The following is a 20,040-nucleotide window of genomic DNA, read 5'->3' as shown; positions in this document are numbered from 1 at the left end:
ATGTTTAACAGAAAACATCAGCTTATTAGCAAAAATCAGTTTGATGAAAAAATCCAAACAGCCTTGATAGCTCGGCGTGAAAAAGGGCTACAAAGACACACCCAAATATTTTCGCATCTGGCTGATAATCAGATTTCAGTTTCTACTTCGGACTCAACCGCAGAGTCTAAGCCGTATATCAATTTTTCGAGTAATGACTACCTAGGTCTTGCTCGTGATCCTGAATTAATTTCAGCTTGGCAACAGGGATTAACTCAGTACGGTTGCGGTAGTAGTGCATCTCCTGCTGTAACTGGGCTCTCTATGGCGCATCAAAGTTTGCAGGCTAAGCTGTGCGAATGGTTGGGTTACTCTCGAGCGGTGTTATTTAATTCGGGTTTTAGCGCCAATCAAGCCTTGTTGTTTACCTTATTGGATAAGCACGATCATCTTATACAAGATAAATTGAATCATGCTTCTTTGATGGAAGCAGGCATGCTAAGCCCTGCGTCAATGTCTCGTTTTAAGCATAATGATGTGAATGATCTTAGTCGCAAACTTGCTGAGCTTTCAGCAACACCAACACAAGCACAAGCCAAGCTAGTGGTATCTGAAGGCGTATTTAGTATGGATGGTGATATCGCACCATTAAATGAGCTTTCACTACAATGCCAAAAATATCCAGCTTGGTTGGCCATCGATGATGCTCATGGACTAGGAGTATTAGGTTCATCCGGCGGTGGGATTACTGAGCTATCAGGAATTAAACCTAATATCTTAATCGTGACGTTCGGTAAGGCAGTAGGGCTTTCAGGGGCGGCAATCTTATGCGATGAAAGCACGGGAGAATTCTTGAATCAGTTTGCGCGACATTATGTTTACTCAACCGCAATGCCTCCAGCGCAAGCTTATGCCATTAGTCATGCGATTACTATGATCCAACAGCAATTATGGCGACGTGAAAAGCTTGCAGAATTATCGGAAATTTTCCATGGCTCACTCTCAACACTTTCTGGATATAGATCGACTAGTACGGCGATTAAGCCTTTGATATGTGGCAATAGCCAACAAGCTATCGATTTGTCGAGTTATTTAAAGCAGAAAGGCATGTGGGTTGGAGCCATTCGTCCACCAACGGTTCCCGCGAATGCGGCAAGGTTAAGGATCACTTTGAATAGCAGTCACTCTCAACAACAAGTGTTACAGCTTATTCAAGCAATTATTCAATATTATCAATTCGACGCCAATCTTAGAGGGCAGAATTGATGGCGTTAGCATTAGATATTGAATGTCGAGATACAGATAAAATAGCCGTTGCCCAAGCGTTCAGTAAAGCGGCGAAAACCTATGATCAACACGCCGCTTTTCAAAGACAAGTTGGGCAGCTTTTGATGGATAAATTACCGCATGATTTATCAGGGTGGAAAGTGTTGGATCTTGGCTGCGGTACAGGTTATTTCACTCAATTACTGGCATTGCGTGGCGCGCAAGTAATCGCGTTCGACCTATCCGATGCTATGTTAGCGGTGTGCCAGTCTCGTTGTGTTAACTTACCTGTGACTTACTTGAAAGGGGATGCTGAGCAGTTACCGTTTGAAGCCCATAGCTTTGATTTGATTTTTTCCAGTCTTGCATTGCAATGGTGTCATCAGTTGGATGCTTTAATGACATCACTGGTCCAAGTATTAAAACCGCAAGGAAAATTGGTTTATTCAACGCTTTTACAGGGATCATTAATCGAATTACATACTGCTTGGCAGCAAGTCGATCGTCAATATCAGCATGTGAATCAATTCCATCAAATAGATTGCTTAGAATCGGCCGTATTTCAATCGGGAGCGAGACAATGTCAGTTAGAAAGCCTAAAAATAATACTTAACTATTCTTCGGCTATTGAATTAATGAAAGATTTAAAAGGAATTGGTGCAACGCATGTTTCTGGACGCTCACAAGGGTTAACCAAACCTAGAACTTTATTACAAGTCGATCAAGCCTACCAAGTGTTTAAAAATTCGAATGGTGAACTTCCTGCCACTTATCAAGTTTGTTTAGGAGAGCTGACAAAATGAGTCATTGTGTATTTATTACTGGTACGGATACCGAAGTCGGCAAAACTTTAGTATCTCAAGCACTTATTAAGGCGTTTGCTGAACGTGATTATCGAGTTTCAGGATTTAAACCTATCGCGGCGGGCTGTGAAGTTAGCGAGCAAGGTTTAGTTAATGAAGATGCTCTAGCGCTACAGAAAGCCTCGAATGTTGAGCTAAGCTATGCCGAGGTTAATCCTTTTGCTCTGTTGCTACCCACATCGCCGCATATTGCTGCTAAGCGGGAATCAGTCACTATTGATTTTGATTCGTTAGATAAAAGCCTAGATCAGCATAAAGTGAAATCTGACATAGTTGTGGTAGAAGGCGCGGGTGGCTGGAAAGTGCCAGTGTCTGATAGTGAGTTTTTATCAACTTGGGTAAAACAGCAAAAATTACCGGTTATTATCGTAGTCGGTATCCGACTCGGTTGTTTGAATCATGCTTTGCTTACCCTAGAGTCAATCCAAAATGACGGTTTAGAAGTAGTCGGTTGGGTGGCAAATAAGGTTGATCCTAATTTTGGTTGTTACGATGAGAATGTTGCTTTTTTAAAACGCCATATTGCCGCGCCTAAATTAGCCGAAATTCCTTATTTGCCTGCATCGGAAATGATGGATGTGGAACAATATATTGATTTAGGTTTGCTTAAGTTTGAGTAGTGGAGTGACGACATAAAGGTATATTCTTAAAGAAAACAAAAGCCGCATAACGAATAATATGCGGCCTTTGTACTTTAAATGGGTATAGCTATGATTGAACTTGATACTTTTCAGGGACCAGAATGATAGGTTGCTTTGATTTCTTTTCTGCTAAACCTAAACGCTCTTTTGCTTCTTCTTCTGATAAACCTAAATGGCACGATAATAAATCGATCGCCATTTGATAATTTTCCTTATCCGCCATAGTTATCATCCTTATTTGTAGCAGTAATATCGATAAAATAAGGTTAATAATTGCTATGGGCAATACGACTAAAGTATAACTCAATGAGAGTGAATCAGGTGAAGGGCTATATAAGGCTTAGTATTCATTTACTTGAGTATTAATCAGCTAACTATATATTTGAGCCCTTTGTCACAAATTGTATGTTTAACACTCGCATATAGAGTAATCGTTAATCTGCTTAATGGTGTTAGATGGATCGACATTAAATGTTTCAATTTAGCGCTTAACCTTGAACTTAAAATGAATGACTATATCTATACTTAAACCATATTGGTATACGCTGTTTTTTCGCCGTGGCCATAAGGTTACGATGACTAATGAATAGTTTCTCAATGGAGACCGAAAGAATGAAACGAGTGATGTTATTTTTAGCAACTAACTTAGCAGTAGTGCTAGTTTTAAGTGTTGTTTTAAATATAGTTTATGCGGTAACTGGAATGCAGCCTGGTAGCCTTTCTGGACTATTGGTGATGGCAGCTTTATTTGGTTTTGGTGGCTCATTCATTTCATTATTAATGTCTAAAAAAATGGCATTGCGTTCTGTTGGTGGTCAAGTGATTGAAACCCCAAGAAATGAAACCGAGCATTGGTTAGTTCAAACAGTAAGCCGTCAAGCTCAGCAAGCCGGTATTGGTATGCCAACCGTGGCTATTTATGATTCTCCAGACATCAATGCCTTTGCAACTGGTGCTAAGCGTGATGATTCTTTGGTTGCGGTATCTACGGGATTATTGCACAACATGACTCGTGATGAAGCTGAGGCCGTGCTCGCTCATGAGGTTAGCCATATTTCTAACGGTGATATGGTGACCATGACGTTAATGCAAGGCGTAGTAAACACCTTTGTTATCTTCTTATCTCGCACAATTGCAAATCTTGTGAGTTCGAGAGATAACGAAGAAGGTGGTGGTACCAATATGATGAGTTATTTTTTGATCTCTATGGTACTTGAATTGGTGTTTGGTTTCTTAGCAAGCTTCATTACGATGTGGTACAGCCGCCATCGTGAATTCCATGCAGACGCTGGTGCAGCAAACTTGGTCGGTAAACATAAGATGATTGCTGCTCTTGAGCGTTTGAAAATGAGCCACGAACCACAGCTAGAAGGTTCTATGATGGCATTTGGTATTAATGGCAAGCGTACCATGATGGAATTATTAATGAGTCACCCACCGCTTGATAAGCGTATCGATGCTCTACGTAATTCATAATACAAGATTTATCGTGTGAGTAAATTTCGCCTCTTGTCGGATAAAAGCGACAAGAGGCGAATTTGTTTTTTAATATGTGGCTTGATTCTCGGGCGTTTCACTTCTCGTTGCTCGAAAATAAGCTGAGTTCTTAGTTCTTAGTTCTTAGTTCTTAGTTCTTAGTTTTCTGATTAAATCTGCTTCAACAATCTTCAATGCTTCTAGCGCAATACTCGGATCGATTTCATTCGACTCTAGCAAATAAATAAGATCGACCGCCAATTTTATCTCTTCTGGTGCAGAATCTAATGAGTTAGATTGATTATCAGTAGTCATTGCTTGGGTTATGCCTTTCTCTGTAGGTAATTTGTTTTTCTATTTTCAATTTTGCCGCTTGGCAACGCTCTAGTCGTTGTTCTGCTAGTAGGAGATCTTGTTGAGCTTTGGCACGTTGCAAGCTGCTGCAATGGTCAACTTGGTGAGTCCTTTGCAGTACTAGATCTTTCAAGCGAATTTCCCACTCTTGATGTTGCGATAAATCTTGATAAAGCTCACTGATGGGCTTGCGGTAATAACTGCTGTGCTTTATTTCGGTATTGCGAATAGAACCTGTGGCTAATTCACGTTGAATGGCTTCCAATTGCGCTATCAGCTTTTGAGCGAGATGTTCAGCGCGTAACTGAGTTAGCCTGTTTGCCTGTTGCTCTCGAATGATGCTTTCATAGGTTGCTTGGGCTTCGGAAACACATGGAACCAAGAAACGGGCCCTACAGCTAAAAAGGTGATCATCAAATAACGGCTGATGATGCTCGCCTTTTTGCCTATCTCGCTGAGCTGCTTGCTTGGCTAAAGTATCAAGTTTATCTGCTATATCGCTGAAGCTACTCATCTCTACCTCAATTAGAACCAGGCTTCATAAGCCAGCTTTATCGCCATGACACTTACCACGGTAACAAAGACTGGGCGAATAAATGCTGCGCCAAAACGAATCGCTGAATGTGCGCCAACATAAGCACCCGCCATTAAACACAACCCCATAGTTAAACCTAGTGTCCAATTAATGTGACCTAATATGGCAAAGGTAACCAGAGAGGTGAAATTGCTGGTGAAGTTCATGGCTTTAGCTACGCCAGATGAAAGTAAGATATTCATCCGGTATAGAACCATATTACTGACCGTCCAAAATGCACCAGTGCCGGGGCCAATCGCACCATCATAAAAGCCAAGGGTCAATCCTTGAATAATTTGTTTCTTATGCGTCTTAGCGTCAAAGTCTGGCATATCGCTGTGATTTTCTGTTGGCGACTTATGAAAAATAGTATAAATCGCCGTGGCGAGAATAATTAAAGGTAATAGCTTTTCTAACCAATCTGTACTGATGACATTGACGACAAGCGTACCGCTAATTGCACCAATTAAAGTCGCAATAAAGGAACGATACCAAAATTCAGGTGTGAACAAGCGTTTCTTGTAATAAGTAAAAGCGGCCGTCGAAGATGCAAAGGTTGCAGATAGTTTGTTGGTACCGAGCGCCAAATGAGGAGGTAGACCAATAGAAAGTAATGCTGGTACGGTTAGCATACCGCCACCGCCAGCAACCGCATCGATAAAACCAGCAGCAAAAGCAACAAGGCCCAGAATGATAAGCATCGTTGGGTCTAACATTTCCATAAATGATCTTCTTAATTAGTATTCTATTTTCCGCTTAAAAGGCGGTAGGGCATCCAATAACGATTTTCCGTAGCGTTTTGTCACGATGCGGCGGTCTAAGATCACGACTCTACCAGAATCTTGCTCTTTCCGCAGTAAACGTCCAACAGACTGAATCAGTTTTTTACTTGCCTCGGGAACAGAAATTTGTAAAAACGGATTTCCACCTTTTTGCACAATATATTCTGAATGCGCTTCTTCGACAGGTGAGGTTGGAACACCAAATGGAATTTTGGTGATGATCAGGTTTTCAAGTAGCTTACCAGGTAAATCCAGCCCTTCAGAAAAACTGCCAGTGCCGAAAATAACGCTGGTTTGGCCAAATTGGCAATACGCTTTATGTTTATTGAGTATTTCGGTGCGTGAGCATTTACCTTGAATTTGCAAGTTCCACTTTTCTTTTAATGCGATAGATTCCAGCTTTTCTGCAACTTGATTCATTTGCCAGTAGGAAGAAAATAAAATTAAATTTGCTTTCTTTTTTTCAATATAAGTAGGCAAAATTTCACACAAATATCGAGTAAAGTCAGGATGCTGGGGTTCAAATTTTACATTTGGGACGAGTAATTCAGCCTTATTTTGGTAGTCAAAAGGTGATGCTAATGCCAGATACTGGGTCGCATCTTCGGCTTTTTGACTGATTCCGGCTTGAATAGCAAAATATTGAAATGAGTTTAATGCTCTCATGGTTGCCGACACTAGTACTGCACCAGCGCAGCGACTCCATAATTGACGATCAAGTTGCCAGCCAACCTCTAACGGTGACACACTAATAATAAAGTCATCTTCTCGTTCAGAACTCACTTCTATCCAACGGGCAAGCGGTGCGCCTTTATCATGATTTTGCTCTGCCATTAAATGCCACACTTTAGCTAAGTTTTCTAAGCGTTGCAGATAAAAGCCTGATTCTGCGAGAGCCGGTTCAGCCAGACGTGAAGATAACTCACCATCTTTAACTCGTTCTGAAATCAAATCGGCGATTTTATTCATGGCCTGATGCGCTTTCTTGCTCAGTATTTTTAGGCTTTTAGATTCTTCTTCTAACCAAGCCGGTAATTCTCCGTGCTCAAAGCGATAGGTACGCTCCTTAAATTCATTAGCATTAAATCGCGTGCTTAATTGAGTGAGGGCAGGGATTAGTTGTTGAATAGCATCTTGTAATTCATTTCTAAATCGAGTGCTACGTTTAGCATCAGTCAAATTTACTATTTTTACTACCGCTTTATTGAGGCTTTCTAGCCAGCCCGCGGCGCCTTTTAAGCTTGCAGCAGCGGAAGCATGTTCACGAGCCACGTTCGGTAGATGGTGCGCTTCATCAAAAATATAAATACTTTGTTCTGGTTCTGGGAGGATCACGCCTCCACCAAGATCGGCATCGGCCATCACTAAGCTGTGGTTGGCAATAATAATATCGGCTTTATCAAGATCGGCTCTCGCTTTCTGGAAAGGGCAGTCACGATGCGAAGGCATAGAGTTATTGCAACTGTGCTTATCACTGACGATGGTTTTCCAAATCTCGTCGTTAATGGTTTCTGGCCAGCTATCTCTATCGCCATCCCACTTGTGAGTTGAGAAGGCTTCATATAAATCTTGCAGTTGTTTTATATCTTGTTTCTTCGGCTTGCTTTCAAACATAGCCATTTGCTGACCATCTTGTTGCCCACCAGAAGCCAGCATTAACTTTTCAGCACAGCAGTAGCGCTGACGTCCTTTTGCCAATAGAAAAGTAAAGGGGGTTTCGACTAAGCGTCGATAGAGTGGCATATCTTTATTAATCAACTGTTCTTGTAGAGCGACCGTCGCAGTAGAAATAATGATTTTCTTTTCACCAAAATGAGCGAAAGGAACCGAGGCCATTAAGTAGGCTAGTGATTTACCAATACCGGTTCCTGCTTCAGCCACAATTATGCGATTGGATTGATGGTAGGTGCCTGCCAATGTTTTTGCGATTTCTGCAACTAGGTAGTTTTGAGCTCGGCGAGGAATAAAGCCATCTAATTGATGAGAGAGATTCTGATAGCTCTGTTTGATGGCTTTTTGAATATTGGCAGATAGCATGTTTGAGTCTCATAATTGAACAACTGGATATTATCACAGTGGTTTGATTAAGTAACCTACTGAGTGTGGTTATTTAAATATAAGGAGTTAGGTAGGGAAAATGTGAGTTTGGTTTATTAGAGAAGTCATTAATTGCATCGTAAATGATAAGTTTTTCAATGTCGTATAGGTCGAAAATTCACCGTTTAGTTACTGTATTCTCACGAAAAATAAGATCGGAATCACATATTGATGCATAAAACTTATCGTTTACTATGGTTTGTATGAATTGTGTTCAATTAAGTATTAAATTCCACTTATTCTACATTATCTAGTGTTTATGTGTGTTTATTTTAGGTTTTTTTAGTTTTTATGGCTAGTTTTTTGTTTTTTGTTACATCTGCTGTGGGTGTTTTTATGGTGTTTATTCTTTCCTTTTTATCTTTGGGGTGATTGTAATTTATTGTTTATTAATGATTTTTATATTTTTTGATTGGTGATTTATTTTTTTTTATTAAATTTGACACTTTCAGGGAACTTATTGCAATCTTTAGGTGCGAATCAGATGTACCGCTTGTTGGCTTGATGTTAACGAGCGATAAAACAAAAAAAGAAAGGAATCCCAAAGGGAATTTCAAATTAATAAAAGGCAGTGGATTATTATGAAAAAATCGCTTTTAGCTCTTGCAGTATCAGCAGCAGCATTCACAGGCGCAGCAAGTGCGGCTGAGATCTATTCAAGTGAAACAACATCAGTAAAGCTTTCTGGTGAGGTAGATGCATACATCATGACAGGTGATGTTAAAGTTGACGGTGAAGAAAAACAAAAGTCTGATCCAGATGCATCTATATGGGGTAAAACTCAGTTTGATGTAGATTACAAACTTAATGATAGCAATAAAGCTTTCCTATCATTTGAAATAGAAGGAGACGGTGATGACGGTGCTGTTTTCGATGATCTGTATTTAGGTTTCACTAATGATACTTTTGGTACTTTCACAGTCGGTGAAGCAGGTGACTCTTTTGATAATCTTGAAAAAACAGATATCACCAATGAAGGTCTTTATGCTGGTACCATCGAAAGTGTCGATAGCAGCAATGCTGTACGCTGGCAGAAAGCATTTGGTGGCTTAGCTCTATCAGCTGATATTCAAACAGATACAGATAGCTCAAATAATGTCTATGCAGCATCTGCTGATTGGTCAATTACAGATGCATTTACTGTTGGTACTGGTTATTCTACTGATGGTGAAGATGCTTATACTGCAGCTTTATCTGCTTCAGCTCAACTGGGCGGTTTATATTTAGCTGCGAGTGCATCAAAGTATGAAAACTTTGGTGGTGATTTTAAATTTACAGGTAACACTGACAGAACTGTTTTAGCAGCAATTACTGAAGGTAACACATATGGTTTTGCTGCTGCATACCAAATGAATGATACTCGTTTCTACGGAACTTATGCTTTGGTTGATGATGATACAGATGCTAAATTTAATGCATATACTGTAGGTGTCGATCACGCAATTATTGACAATGTTCTAGTATTTGCTGAATATTCAGGTGTATCAGGTGATGAAGCATCAGGTTCTGATGTTACAGGTAACTTATTCTTATTAGGTACATACTTTACCTTCTAATGATAATTTATTAGTTATTTATAAAAAGTCAGCATACTGCTGGCTTTTTTATTTGGGTATTAATTATGAAAAAACTTATATTCACTTTGGCCTTGTTTGGTTCGCATGCGCTTTATGCCTCTACATTGAGTATTGACTCTGGTATCACGGTCTTATCTTTAAATGGTAAGGAAGTGAAAGAGGCCTCGAGTTATCAGCTACAAGATGGCCAAAATCAAATTGTGGCGGAATTTTCAAAACGTGTGAGTCATCAAGGAAAGTCGAAATATATCTCAACCCCACCTTATATTATGACTTTTACTCAAACGAATTCGGATGCAAAATCATTAAGATTATTACATAACCGTTATTCAAATATCTCAGATGCTGTGGATTCAAACAGCGCTATTTTTAAAATTGAAAACCAATCAACGATTGAGCAAGAAATTTTACCTTCGAAAAGCAGTTTCATGCCTTATTCTGATATCCCATTGCTAGTATCTGAATATAATGCTGAAAAAGGATTACCGTTTGGTATTGTTGAACAACAACAGAAAGTGAATGTTGAATCTAAGCAGGCACTCAATAATCTTAAATATTGGTATCAACAAGCCTCTACTGAAGAGTTAAACGAGTTTGAAGCCTGGATCAAAACTAAAAAATAATGAATCAATCTCTAAATATCAGAAGGAAACGTTTGCTATTTCTTCTGATATTGCTGTTTCCCACTTAGATGACTACAATTAGCCTCCCTTATTTCTGTCATGCAGAGTTGTTATGAAATTCCCCGGCCAACGTAAATCTAAACACTATTTTCCTGTTGATGCTCGTGATCCGCTTGTTAGTCAAGCACAAGAAAGCAAGCGAATGTCTCGTACTCACATTATCGGTATTGACCAAACGTTGGTTGATATAGAGGCGAAAGTCAGTGATGAGTTCATTGAAAAATATCAATTGAGTAAAGGGCACTCGTTAGTTATAGATGATGAAAAAGCAGAAGCATTATATAACGAGTTAAAGGAATATGACCTGGTTACCGATGAATTCGCGGGTGGAACCATAGGGAATACGTTACATAATTACTCCGTATTAGCTGATGATAAATCGACCTTACTTGGTGTGATGAGTAATAGTATTAAAATTGGTAGTTATGGATATCGCTACCTTTGTAACACTTCTAGTCGTATGGATTTAAATTATCTACAAGGTGTTGAAGGCCCAATTGGTCGTTGTTTTGCATTAATTAGTGATAATGGTGAACGTACCTTTGCAATTAATGAAGGGAGAATGAATCAATTATTACCAACTAGTATTCCCGAACGTATTTTTGAAAACGCTTCAGCTTTAGTGTTAACTGCTTATTTGGTTCGCTGTAAGTCGGGCGATCCTATGCCAGATGCAACAATGAAAGCGATTGAATACGCGAAAAAATATGACGTTCCAGTCGTTCTTACTCTAGGAACCAAATATGTTGTTCAAGATGATCCTCAATATTGGCGTGATTTTGTTAAGCAAAATGTTTCTGTTTTGGCAATGAATGAAGAGGAGGCAGAAGCTTTAACAGGAGAACATGATCCTTTATTAGCTTCAGATAAAGCGCTGGATTGGGTAGATTTAGTCTTATGCACCGCCGGCCCAGTAGGTTTATATATGGCTGGTTATACTGAAGAAGAAGCAAAGCGCCCAACAAGTTTGCCTTTATTACCAGGCTCGATTGCTGAATTTAATCAGTATGAATTTAGCCGCCCAACGGTTCGTTCTCAATGTGAAAATCCAATTAAAGTGTACTCTCATATTGCACCATATATGGGGGGGCCGGAGAAGATTATGAATACGAATGGAGCAGGTGATGCGGCATTATCTGCGATATTACATGATATGGCGGCTAATAAATACCATAAAGAAAATATCCCTAATTCAAGTAAACATGAATATCCATTTTTAACTTATTCATCTTTCTCTCAAGTATGTAAGTATGCTAACCGAGTAAGTTATGAAGTATTAGCACAACATTCTCCGCGTTTATCTCGTGGCTTGCCTGAGAAAGAAGACAGCTTAGAAGAAGCATACTGGGAAAGATAAGTTTATTTAATTCAATAATTTTACCCGCTATGAAAAGGGTGGGTAAAATGAATTGATGAGTTTAATTATTCTTAATCATTGAATCTAAAATCTACAGTAACTTATTGTTAGGAATAAAAAAGGGAGCTAAATACTCCCTTTTTATTAATAATCAAATAAGAGTTTTGTTATTATTTGATTAGGAAATCATCAATCGATTTACCTGCATCAAGAGCTTCTTGAATTGCAGAAGGCGTACGGCCTTGACCAGTCCACGTCTTACGCTCACCATTTAAAGTATATTCATATTTTGCAGGGCGAGGTTGACGTTTCTTACGAGCTTTAGATTTTGATTCACCACCGCTCATTGCTGAGATAAGGTCTTCTAAATCAATTCCGTCTTTAGCGATCATTTTAGCGTATTCTGCTAATTTAGCTTCGCGCTCTGCTTGTTCCGCTAATTCTTTTTCTTCTGCTTCTTTTCTTTCTGCTACAACAGTAGTTAGTTTTTCTAGTAACTCTTCTACTTCCGCTAGGGTAAATTCGTCACGAGTAAAAGCGCGAAGACTACGAATATTTAGTAGTGCTGATTTTTTGATTTCTGACATATGTGGATCCTATACAGTAGAATTGTTGAATTAAGTTTTATCTAAAATAAATATCTTTATTAGATAAAGTTAAACTGATTTTATATAGCTTGTCTTTTTTAGTCAAAAAATATATTTGCTTAAATAGAGAAATTTGAAATTTATTTAATAATTTATACTGTTACAAATAGTGCTGTTATTTTAGATATGGATTCAAATTAACTATATTTAGCTTTATAATTAAGTTGTTAGTTGTTAGTTGTTAGTTGTTAGTGGCGAAATGGAAATGTTAGACTTTTGTCTTGCCATTTGATTTTCGATCATTACAATGAGCCAAATCTTGCTAGAACCCTTTTAAAATGTCCTGAAAAACGGCTGTTTGTAAGGAGATTGTTTTAGTTTGATGTAGAGGCGCAATATTTATTAGTAATACGTTTTAGGGTGATGCCTTTGAGAGCGTACGAAAGGAAATGTTGCCGAAGTAAGAGCTAATCAGTGCGTTTTGATTAGTTAGGCGTATCAGAGCCACTTGCTGGGGTTGCATTTAATAGATGCAGCACTGCCATAGTTTGCAGAGTGCTAGCCTTAAAGGTTACATACTGTATTTTTTTACTATGGAGCGCTACTGTAGACATATGAAAGTGATTTGGCTTTCAACGTTTATCAACAAGCTAATTTATTGTTTTATGATTATACTCTTCAACAATATCCCTTCTGCAGTAGATCTCTAACCAATTTTGGTTTTTTTTGATCATGAACTTAATCGATTTTACTTCTTCCTCGGCATCGCTGTTGCCTCCAGCAATTGCTTTGACGATGGCCATTTTGACACGACGTGTTCTTTTATCACTTGGTTTTGGTATTTTACTGGGTGGTTTTTTGCTGGCTGATTTTTCATTATCAGGTGCATTAAGCTATACCAGTTCTACTGTATTGGGTGTGTTTGTTAGTGATGGCGGATTGAATTGGGATAGTCTTTTTATCCTACTTTTTCTTGTTCTTCTTGGCATGATGACTGCTTTATTAACGCTATCTGGTGGTACTTATGCTTTTGCTGAGTGGGCTCAAAAGCGCATTAAAAGCAAAAGAGGAACACAATTTCTTGCGGCTTGGTTAGGGGTATTTATCTTTATTGATGATTACTTTAATAGTTTAGCAGTAGGTGCAATTTCTCGTCCTGTGACCGATCGCTTTCAAGTTTCTCGCTCCAAGTTGGCTTATATTTTGGATTCTACTGCTGCACCTATGTGTGTCCTTATGCCTGCTTCTAGCTGGGGGGCTTATATCATGACAGTAGTAAGTGGAATTTTAATTTCACATGGTATTACTGAATATTCTGCTCTAGGAGCATATATGCGTTTAGTACCGATGAACTATTACGCGATTTTTGCTTTATTAATGGTATTTTCTATGATCTGGTTTGATCTTAATGTTGGTCTTATGCGTAAGCATGAGATTGCTGCGGGTCAAGGTAAAACTGATGATCGTGATGAGAATGCACCAGATTTAACAGAAGAATCTGAAATTAAAGAAAGTAAAGAGGGAACAGTTTCTAACCTGATTCTGCCTATTGTTGCTTTAATTATCGCCACTGTATATTTCATGATTAGTTCAGGCGCAGATGCACTAAGTGTTAATGGCCAAGCATTTAACTTATTAAAAGCGTTTGAAAATACCAATGTTGGTCAATCTTTATTCTATGGTGCGTTAGTTGGTTTGATTTGTGCTGTAGGTGCAGTATTCAAGCAAAAAATGCCAACAAAAGATGTACTAATCACGTTATGGATTGGTGCAAAGTCAATGTTTGGTGCGATTTTGATCTTAGCCTTTGCATGGACTATTGGCGCAGTGATTAAAGATATGGGTACAGGTGCTTATCTATCAACACTAGTAGAAGGTAACATCGATGTACATTGGTTGCCGGTATTGTTGTTCTTGCTTTCAGGTGTGATGGCATTTTCAACTGGAACTTCTTGGGGCACATTCGGCATCATGCTACCCATTGCAGGAGACCTAGCAGGTGCGACAGATTTAGCGCTGATGCTTCCTATGTTAAGTGCAGTACTTGCAGGTTCTGTATTTGGTGATCACTGTTCTCCAATTTCAGATACCACAATTTTGTCATCGACAGGGGCTCGTTGTAACCATATCGACCACGTATCTACTCAGTTACCATATGCATTAGCAACAGCAATAGTTTCATCTGTTGGCTTCATCGTTTTAGGTATGACAGAGTCTTCGTTGATGGGCTTTAGTGCTGCAAGTGTGACTTTTGTGGTTTGTTGTATCGTTATGTCTGTTATTTCAAAATCGAAAATGAAAAAAGTAGCCGTTTAATTTCCTATTTTGATTGTATTACCAAAGGCTGAGTTAGCGAATAACTCAGCCTTTTTGTATAAGACTTTCATGATTAGTCTTATGTGAAAATAATTCAAATAAAGGCTTGAAAAAATATTCGAGCTTGGGTAGTGTGAAGTTATTGAAACTGATTGAGCAAACAAAAATATGCGCACATTGAATATTAACATTCATCATCACCATCATCCTGTTATATCTTGCGGGTGAGTGTGTGCATCCGGAAGATATCTCTTCCGGACGTGAATCAGTAAAAAGATTCAAACCCTCGGAAGAGTTTTCTCTCCGGGGGTTTTTTCATTTAGGGACACTTTAAAAAATCAATCATTTTTGGATGTGCTAAATAAACCAACTATGACTATTAAATTAAAAATACAGGGATAGAAAGATGACAAATTCACGATTAAGAATTGCGATTCAAAAGAAAGGCCGCTTGAGCAAAGAGTGTCAAGAGCTACTTAAAAAGTGTGGTGTTAAATTTAATATTGCTGGTGAGAGGCTGGTAGTACACAGTGAAAATATGCCAATCGATTTATTGTTAGTTCGTGATGATGACATTCCTGGTTTGATCATGGATGGAGTGGTTGACCTTGGCTTTATCGGTGAGAATGAATTAGAAGAAGTACGCTTAGATCGTAAAGCAGAAGGTGCTCCATGTGAGTTTAAAGCACTGCGTCGCCTAGACTTCGGCGGTTGTCGTTTATCTATCGCGATTAATAAAGATGAAACTTACAACGGCCCACAAGATCTCGCGGGCAAACGTATTGCGACAACCTACCCACACTTATTAAAAAGCTACATGGATGAGCAAGGTATTAACTTTAGCACTTGTATGCTAACGGGTTCAGTTGAAGTTGCGCCTCGTGCTGGCCTTGCCGATGCGATTGCAGATTTAGTCTCTACCGGTGCAACTTTAGAAGCCAATGGCTTAAAAGAAGCGGAAGTGATTTTCCGCTCTAAAGCGACACTAATTCAACGTACCGGTCAATTTTCAGCTGAGCAAGATAGTTTGATTGAAAAACTGCTCACTCGCATGCAAGGTGTGATTCAAGCGAAAGAATCAAAATACATTATGCTGCACGCTCCATCTGATAAGTTAGAACAAATCAAACAATTATTACCGGGTGCGGAAGATCCTACGGTTCTACCTTTATCTCAAGAAAAAAACCGTGTCGCAGTACACTTAGTGAGTACCGAAAACCTTTTCTGGGAAACGATGGAAGGCTTAAAAGAGCTTGGTGCAAGTTCAATCTTAGTGTTACCAATTGAAAAAATGATGGAGTAAGCAATATGAAAACCGTCGTTTGGCAATCATTAAGCGAAGAGCAACAAAATGCAATACTTGAGCGCCCAGCAATTAGCGATGGTGCTAACATCACCTCAATTGTCACAGATGTATTAAATCAAGTGAAACAAGGTGGCGATGCTGCAATTAAAGAATTAACGACTAAGTTTGATAAAGTCATTCCGGATTCTATTCGCGTTTCAGAACAAGAAATTGATGAAGCTGTAGAACGTTTATCTGAAGAAATGAAGCAAGCGCTAAAACAGGCGCATAAGAACATTTCGGTTTTCCACAAAGCGCAAAAAGCACAGCCTTTAAGTGTCGAAACACAACCGGGTGTAGTGTGTGAATTAGTGACTCGTGCAATTAATAAAGTGGGTTTATATATTCCAGGTGGTAGTGCGCCATTACCTTCTACGGTATTAATGTTGGGCGTTCCGGCGCAAATTGCGGGCTGTCGTAAGGTAGTGTTATGTTCACCTCCGCCAATTGCGGATGAAATTTTGTATGTGGCGACATTGTGTAATATCGATGAAGTTTACAATGTCGGTGGCGCTCAAGCGGTAGCTGCTATGGCTTACGGTACGGAGACGGTTTCTAAGGTCGATAAAATTTTTGGTCCAGGTAACGCTTTTGTGACTGAAGCCAAACGCCAAGTAAGCAATGATTTCCGCGGTGCTGCGATTGACATGCCTGCAGGTCCTTCAGAAGTATTGGTGATTGCCGATGAAACAGCGGATGCGGATTTTGTGGCGGCAGATTTATTGTCTCAAGCAGAGCACGGCCCAGATTCACAAGTGGTGCTATTAACACCATCGCCAATGATTGCTGATCAAGTAGCGGAAGCGGTACAAAAACAGTTGAAGAGTTTATCGCGCAGTGATATTGCTGAGAAAGCCTTAGGCTCAAGCTTGATTGTGATTACCGAATCGTTGACCCAATGTGTGTCAATTTCAAACTTCTACGGCCCAGAACACTTAATTGTTCAGACTAAAAACCCTCGTGAATTGTTGCCTTTACTCGATAACGCAGGCTCAATCTTCCTTGGCCAATGGTCGCCTGAATCAGTTGGGGATTACGCTTCGGGAACGAACCACGTACTGCCTACTTATGGCTACACTAAAACCTACTCAAGCTTAGGTTTAGCAGATTTCTCAAAACGTATGACAGTACAAGAGTTATCAAAAGAGGGCTTGAAAGGCTTAGCGCAAACAGTGGTTACTATGGCAGAAGCGGAAGGTCTTGATGCGCACAAACGCGCCGTGACTATTCGTATCGACCGTATTTGTAACGAACAATTGAATCAGCAATAGGCAGGAAGAACATGGAAAAGTTAGCCCGTAAACAAGTTCAAGCTTTAACACCCTACCTGTCTGCTCGCCGTATTGGTGGCAGTGGGGATGTTTGGCTAAATGCCAATGAATCACCGTTTGATAATGAGTATAAAACCAATTTTACTCGCTTAAACCGTTATAGTGAGTGCCAGCCAAAAGCTTTGATTGAAGCCTACGCGACTTATGCTGGCGTGAAAGCAGAGCAAGTATTAACTTCTCGCGGTGCCGATGAAGGTATCGAGTTACTTATTCGCGCTTTTTGTGAGCCGAATCAAGATGCAATCCTTTATTGCCCTCCGACTTATGGCATGTATGCGATCAGTGCCGAAACCATCGGTGTTGAACGTAAAGTCGTGCCTTTAACTCAAGAGTGGCAACTGGATCTGGAGAGCATTCAAGCGCAGTTAGAGAATGTGAAACTGGTGTTTGTATGTAGCCCAAACAATCCAACCGGGAATCTGATCAAGCGTGAAGATATCGTTGCTCTATTAGAGATGACACAAGACAAAGCGATTGTAGTGATGGATGAAGCCTATATCGATTTTTGTCCAGAAGCGTCAACAATCGATTTACTTGCACAATATCCTAATCTAGCCATTTTGCGAACTATGTCGAAAGCCTTTGCTCTCGCTGGATTGCGTTGTGGTTTTACTTTGGCTAACGAAGAGTTAATCAATGTATTATTGAAAGTGATTGCTCCGTATCCTGTACCGATTCCGGTGGCTGAAATTGCTTGTCAGGCATTATCTGAAGCAGGACTTGCACGTATGAAATATCAGGTACTGGATCTCGCGGCGAATCGCGCCTATTTGCAAGCGGGTTTATCTATGCTGCAAGGTGTGACGGTTTATGATGGCTGGGGTAACTATCTGTTAATCCAATTCCCTGAGGGCGATGCGATGTTTAAAGCGGCGTGGGATAACGGCATTATTCTACGTAACTCTCCGATTAAAGATTGCGTGCGAATCAGTATCGGTAACCGTGATGAATGTGAAAAGACCTTAAGCTTCATCCGTAATCAAATCAGCGCCATCGTGTAGCTTTTTAACTTATAAAGAACAGTATATAAATAATTTGAGCCATCAAACCTAAATTGGTGGCTGCTCTAAGAAAGGAAGTCAATGTGAGCCAAGCTAATAAAATTCTTTTTATCGACCGAGATGGCACCTTAATTGTTGAGCCGCCGGAAGATTTTCAAGTTGATCGTTTAGACAAGCTGAAATTTGAGCCTAATGTCATTCCGGTATTATTAAAACTTCAAGATGCTGGTTATCGTTTAGTGATGGTCACCAATCAAGATGGTCTAGGTACGGATAGCTACCCACAAGCGGATTTTGATGCGCCACACAATATGATGATGGATATTTTTACATCGCAAGGCGTTAAATTTGATGATGTGTTGATTTGCCCGCACTTTGATGCCGATAACTGTACTTGCCGTAAACCTAAACTCGGTTTAGTTAAAGATTACCTACAGCAAGGTAAAGTCGATTTTAAAACCTCGGCAGTGATTGGCGATCGTGCAACCGATTTACAGCTGGCAGAGAACATGGCGATTCGTGGTATTCAGTACAATCCTGAAACCATGAACTGGTTAGATATTTTAAAAGACCTAACGGTTAATTCTCGTACCTCTACGGTTGTTCGCACGACTAAAGAAACCGATATTCGTATTGCGGTTAATTTAGATGAGCAGGGTGGTAATCAAATCTCTACCGGAATGGGCTTTTTTGATCACATGCTAGATCAAATCGCCACACACGGTGGTTTCCAAATGAAAGTGGACGTTAAAGGTGATTTGCACATTGATGATCATCACACCATTGAAGATACGGCTTTAGCTCTTGGTCAAGCGTTAAAAGAAGCACTTGGTGATAAACGTGGTATTGGTCGCTTTGGTTTTAGCTTGCCAATGGATGAATGTTTAGCGCAATGTGGTTTGGATTTATCTGGCCGTCCTTATTTGAAATTTGATGCTAAATTCAGCCGTGAACAAGTGGGCGATTTATCGACGGAAATGGTGGTGCACTTCTTCCGCTCATTAACAGATACGCTGGCTTGTACTCTGCACTTATCTTCAACTGGCGATAACGACCACCACATTATTGAAAGTTTATTTAAAGCTTTCGGTCGTACGTTACGTCAAGCGATCAAAGTAGAAGGTAACGAATTGCCAAGTAGTAAAGGAGTGCTGTAATGGGATCAATATCTGTCACAAATGATGCTCAACAAGTGGTGATTATCGACACCGGTTGCGCCAATGTGTCATCAGTCAGATTTGCTATTGAACGCCTTGGTTATACGGTTACGATTTCTAAAGATCCTGCCGTGGTTCTAGGCGCGGATAAACTATTTCTACCGGGCGTAGGCACTGCTTCTGAGGCAATGAAGAACCTAGAAGAGCGTGATTTAATTAGCTTGGTTAAAAAGGTAGAGAAACCGTTATTGGGCATTTGTCTTGGTATGCAATTACTAGGCAAACTGTCTGAAGAAAAAGGTCAACAAGGTAATGCAGAAGTCAATTGCCTAGGTCTATGTGATGGTGAGGTTCGCTTAATGGATACGGGTGATTTACCTTTGCCTCACATGGGGTGGAATACGGTGAAATCTCAATCTGGTCATCCATTATTTAAAGACATTCCGGAAGATAGTTATTTCTACTTTGTGCACAGCTATGCCATGCAAGTCGGTGAGTACACCATTGCAAGTTGTGACTATGGCAACCCATTTACCGCAGCGGTGCAAAGTGGCAACTATTATGGTGTGCAATTTCACCCAGAGCGTTCCTCAAAAGCAGGCGCAAAACTGATTCAAAACTTTCTTGAGCTAAACGTATAAAAGGGAAATATAG

Annotated in this window: 19 protein-coding genes, 1 riboswitch and 1 other annotated feature; of the genes, 13 read left to right on the top strand and 6 right to left on the bottom strand. The window is 39.8% G+C overall.

Going from position 1 to position 20,040, the window contains the following annotated elements:
* From ACN0T8_RS02625 to bioD, 3 genes are read left to right on the top strand one after another with little or no spacing between them, the layout of a single operon-like run.
* Complete coding sequence (locus ACN0T8_RS02625) at nucleotides 1-1,245, top strand: 8-amino-7-oxononanoate synthase (RefSeq protein WP_417879106.1); 1,245 nt, start codon at nucleotides 1-3, stop codon at nucleotides 1,243-1,245.
* The gene (bioC, locus tag ACN0T8_RS02620; RefSeq protein ID WP_417879105.1) at nucleotides 1,245-2,048 is read left to right on the top strand and encodes a malonyl-ACP O-methyltransferase BioC; all 804 of its coding nucleotides are present in this window, start codon (nucleotides 1,245-1,247) and stop codon (nucleotides 2,046-2,048) included. Before ACN0T8_RS02625 ends, bioC begins: the two co-directional genes overlap by 1 nt.
* Nucleotides 2,045-2,728 carry a dethiobiotin synthase gene (gene bioD / locus ACN0T8_RS02615; RefSeq protein ID WP_417879104.1) on the top strand — a complete coding sequence of 228 codons (684 nt, stop codon included), beginning with the start codon at nucleotides 2,045-2,047 and terminating at the stop codon, nucleotides 2,726-2,728. The genes bioC and bioD overlap by 4 nt, the downstream gene beginning before the upstream one ends.
* 88 nt (nucleotides 2,729-2,816) lie before the next feature.
* Here bioD and ACN0T8_RS02610 read toward each other — a convergent pair whose 3' ends face one another.
* Entirely contained in the window at nucleotides 2,817-2,972 is a 156-nt protein-coding gene (locus ACN0T8_RS02610; RefSeq protein WP_417879103.1) for a hypothetical protein, read from the bottom strand.
* A gap of 389 nt (nucleotides 2,973-3,361) precedes the next feature.
* Here ACN0T8_RS02610 and htpX point away from each other — a divergent pair, with 389 nt between their 5' ends.
* Nucleotides 3,362-4,225: a protease HtpX gene (gene htpX / locus ACN0T8_RS02605; RefSeq protein ID WP_237295261.1), complete on the top strand. Its 864-nt coding sequence runs from the start codon at nucleotides 3,362-3,364 to the stop codon at nucleotides 4,223-4,225.
* Nucleotides 4,226-4,369: 144 nt separating this feature from the next.
* Here htpX and rsmS read toward each other — a convergent pair whose 3' ends face one another.
* The 4 genes from rsmS to dinG are packed head-to-tail and all read right to left on the bottom strand — an operon-like array spanning nucleotide 4,370 to nucleotide 7,972.
* Entirely contained in the window at nucleotides 4,370-4,540 is a 171-nt protein-coding gene (rsmS, locus tag ACN0T8_RS02600) for a pleiotropic regulatory protein RsmS (RefSeq protein WP_417879102.1), read from the bottom strand.
* Complete coding sequence (locus tag ACN0T8_RS02595; RefSeq protein WP_417879101.1) at nucleotides 4,530-5,093, bottom strand: primosomal replication protein; 564 nt, start codon at nucleotides 5,091-5,093, stop codon at nucleotides 4,530-4,532. Before ACN0T8_RS02595 ends, rsmS begins: the two co-directional genes overlap by 11 nt.
* Before the next feature lie 11 nt (nucleotides 5,094-5,104).
* The gene (locus ACN0T8_RS02590; RefSeq protein WP_417879100.1) at nucleotides 5,105-5,875 is read right to left on the bottom strand and encodes a TSUP family transporter; all 771 of its coding nucleotides are present in this window, start codon (nucleotides 5,873-5,875) and stop codon (nucleotides 5,105-5,107) included.
* 15 nt (nucleotides 5,876-5,890) lie between these two features.
* On the bottom strand, nucleotides 5,891-7,972 hold the full coding sequence (dinG, locus tag ACN0T8_RS02585) for an ATP-dependent DNA helicase DinG (RefSeq protein WP_417879099.1): 2,082 nt from the start codon (nucleotides 7,970-7,972) through the stop codon (nucleotides 5,891-5,893).
* 641 nt (nucleotides 7,973-8,613) lie between these two features.
* Here dinG and ACN0T8_RS02580 point away from each other — a divergent pair.
* The 3 genes from ACN0T8_RS02580 to ACN0T8_RS02570 all read left to right on the top strand — a co-directional run bounded on the left by ACN0T8_RS02580 (nucleotide 8,614) and on the right by ACN0T8_RS02570 (nucleotide 11,649).
* Nucleotides 8,614-9,588, top strand: a complete 975-nt coding sequence (locus tag ACN0T8_RS02580) for a porin (RefSeq protein WP_417879098.1) — start codon at nucleotides 8,614-8,616, stop codon at nucleotides 9,586-9,588.
* A 65-nt stretch (nucleotides 9,589-9,653) separates the two neighbouring features.
* Nucleotides 9,654-10,232 (top strand): DUF2057 family protein, encoded by a 579-nt coding sequence (locus ACN0T8_RS02575; protein WP_417879097.1) that lies wholly within the window; start codon nucleotides 9,654-9,656, stop codon nucleotides 10,230-10,232.
* Between the two features lie 112 nt (nucleotides 10,233-10,344).
* Nucleotides 10,345-11,649, top strand: coding sequence for an inosine/guanosine kinase (locus ACN0T8_RS02570; protein ID WP_417879096.1), 1,305 nt, complete (start codon nucleotides 10,345-10,347; stop codon nucleotides 11,647-11,649).
* A gap of 170 nt (nucleotides 11,650-11,819) precedes the next feature.
* Here ACN0T8_RS02570 and ACN0T8_RS02565 read toward each other — a convergent pair whose 3' ends face one another.
* Nucleotides 11,820-12,236: an H-NS family nucleoid-associated regulatory protein gene (locus ACN0T8_RS02565; RefSeq protein WP_192999320.1), complete on the bottom strand. Its 417-nt coding sequence runs from the start codon at nucleotides 12,234-12,236 to the stop codon at nucleotides 11,820-11,822.
* 377 nt (nucleotides 12,237-12,613) lie between these two features.
* Nucleotides 12,614-12,848: riboswitch (Lysine riboswitch) on the top strand.
* Nucleotides 12,849-12,968: 120 nt separating this feature from the next.
* On the opposite strand from ACN0T8_RS02565, the gene ACN0T8_RS02560 reads away from it, so the two are divergent.
* The 6 genes from ACN0T8_RS02560 to hisH all read left to right on the top strand — a co-directional run bounded on the left by ACN0T8_RS02560 (nucleotide 12,969) and on the right by hisH (nucleotide 20,027).
* The gene (locus ACN0T8_RS02560) at nucleotides 12,969-14,552 is read left to right on the top strand and encodes a Na+/H+ antiporter NhaC family protein (protein ID WP_417879095.1); all 1,584 of its coding nucleotides are present in this window, start codon (nucleotides 12,969-12,971) and stop codon (nucleotides 14,550-14,552) included.
* Between the two features lie 191 nt (nucleotides 14,553-14,743).
* Nucleotides 14,744-14,871 (top strand) — a sequence feature (His leader region).
* An 87-nt stretch (nucleotides 14,872-14,958) separates the two neighbouring features.
* A complete protein-coding gene (gene hisG, locus ACN0T8_RS02555; protein ID WP_417879094.1) occupies nucleotides 14,959-15,855 on the top strand; it encodes an ATP phosphoribosyltransferase in 897 nt (298 codons plus the stop codon).
* A 5-nt stretch (nucleotides 15,856-15,860) separates the two neighbouring features.
* Nucleotides 15,861-17,168 (top strand): histidinol dehydrogenase, encoded by a 1,308-nt coding sequence (gene hisD / locus ACN0T8_RS02550; protein WP_417879093.1) that lies wholly within the window; start codon nucleotides 15,861-15,863, stop codon nucleotides 17,166-17,168.
* 11 nt (nucleotides 17,169-17,179) lie between these two features.
* On the top strand, nucleotides 17,180-18,229 hold the full coding sequence (gene hisC / locus ACN0T8_RS02545) for a histidinol-phosphate transaminase (protein WP_417879092.1): 1,050 nt from the start codon (nucleotides 17,180-17,182) through the stop codon (nucleotides 18,227-18,229).
* Between the two features lie 83 nt (nucleotides 18,230-18,312).
* Nucleotides 18,313-19,386 carry a bifunctional histidinol-phosphatase/imidazoleglycerol-phosphate dehydratase HisB gene (gene hisB / locus ACN0T8_RS02540; protein ID WP_417879091.1) on the top strand — a complete coding sequence of 358 codons (1,074 nt, stop codon included), beginning with the start codon at nucleotides 18,313-18,315 and terminating at the stop codon, nucleotides 19,384-19,386.
* The gene (gene hisH, locus ACN0T8_RS02535; RefSeq protein ID WP_417879090.1) at nucleotides 19,386-20,027 is read left to right on the top strand and encodes an imidazole glycerol phosphate synthase subunit HisH; all 642 of its coding nucleotides are present in this window, start codon (nucleotides 19,386-19,388) and stop codon (nucleotides 20,025-20,027) included. Before hisB ends, hisH begins: the two co-directional genes overlap by 1 nt.
* Nucleotides 20,028-20,040: the final 13 nt, after the last annotated feature.

This window comes from Vibrio sp. (assembly GCF_048266485.1).
Taxonomy (GTDB): domain Bacteria; phylum Pseudomonadota; class Gammaproteobacteria; order Enterobacterales; family Vibrionaceae; genus Vibrio.
Note: the sequence above shows the minus strand (reverse complement) of the source record. Positions and strands in the feature narration are given on the sequence as shown.

Excerpts from the sequence above, each read along its gene's own strand:
- ACN0T8_RS02625 (WP_417879106.1), top strand. The coding sequence starts at position 1 with ATGTTTAACAGAAAACATCAGCTTATTAGCAAAAATCAGTTTGATGAA.
- bioC (WP_417879105.1), top strand. The coding sequence starts at position 1,245 with ATGGCGTTAGCATTAGATATTGAATGTCGAGATACAGATAAAATAGCC.
- bioD (WP_417879104.1), top strand. The coding sequence starts at position 2,045 with ATGAGTCATTGTGTATTTATTACTGGTACGGATACCGAAGTCGGCAAA.
- ACN0T8_RS02610 (WP_417879103.1), bottom strand. The coding sequence starts at position 2,972 with ATGGCGGATAAGGAAAATTATCAAATGGCGATCGATTTATTATCGTGC.
- htpX (WP_237295261.1), top strand. The coding sequence starts at position 3,362 with ATGAAACGAGTGATGTTATTTTTAGCAACTAACTTAGCAGTAGTGCTA.
- rsmS (WP_417879102.1), bottom strand. The coding sequence starts at position 4,540 with ATGACTACTGATAATCAATCTAACTCATTAGATTCTGCACCAGAAGAG.
- ACN0T8_RS02595 (WP_417879101.1), bottom strand. The coding sequence starts at position 5,093 with ATGAGTAGCTTCAGCGATATAGCAGATAAACTTGATACTTTAGCCAAG.
- ACN0T8_RS02590 (WP_417879100.1), bottom strand. The coding sequence starts at position 5,875 with ATGGAAATGTTAGACCCAACGATGCTTATCATTCTGGGCCTTGTTGCT.
- dinG (WP_417879099.1), bottom strand. The coding sequence starts at position 7,972 with ATGCTATCTGCCAATATTCAAAAAGCCATCAAACAGAGCTATCAGAAT.
- ACN0T8_RS02580 (WP_417879098.1), top strand. The coding sequence starts at position 8,614 with ATGAAAAAATCGCTTTTAGCTCTTGCAGTATCAGCAGCAGCATTCACA.
- ACN0T8_RS02575 (WP_417879097.1), top strand. The coding sequence starts at position 9,654 with ATGAAAAAACTTATATTCACTTTGGCCTTGTTTGGTTCGCATGCGCTT.
- ACN0T8_RS02570 (WP_417879096.1), top strand. The coding sequence starts at position 10,345 with ATGAAATTCCCCGGCCAACGTAAATCTAAACACTATTTTCCTGTTGAT.
- ACN0T8_RS02565 (WP_192999320.1), bottom strand. The coding sequence starts at position 12,236 with ATGTCAGAAATCAAAAAATCAGCACTACTAAATATTCGTAGTCTTCGC.
- ACN0T8_RS02560 (WP_417879095.1), top strand. The coding sequence starts at position 12,969 with ATGAACTTAATCGATTTTACTTCTTCCTCGGCATCGCTGTTGCCTCCA.
- hisG (WP_417879094.1), top strand. The coding sequence starts at position 14,959 with ATGACAAATTCACGATTAAGAATTGCGATTCAAAAGAAAGGCCGCTTG.
- hisD (WP_417879093.1), top strand. The coding sequence starts at position 15,861 with ATGAAAACCGTCGTTTGGCAATCATTAAGCGAAGAGCAACAAAATGCA.
- hisC (WP_417879092.1), top strand. The coding sequence starts at position 17,180 with ATGGAAAAGTTAGCCCGTAAACAAGTTCAAGCTTTAACACCCTACCTG.
- hisH (WP_417879090.1), top strand. The coding sequence starts at position 19,386 with ATGGGATCAATATCTGTCACAAATGATGCTCAACAAGTGGTGATTATC.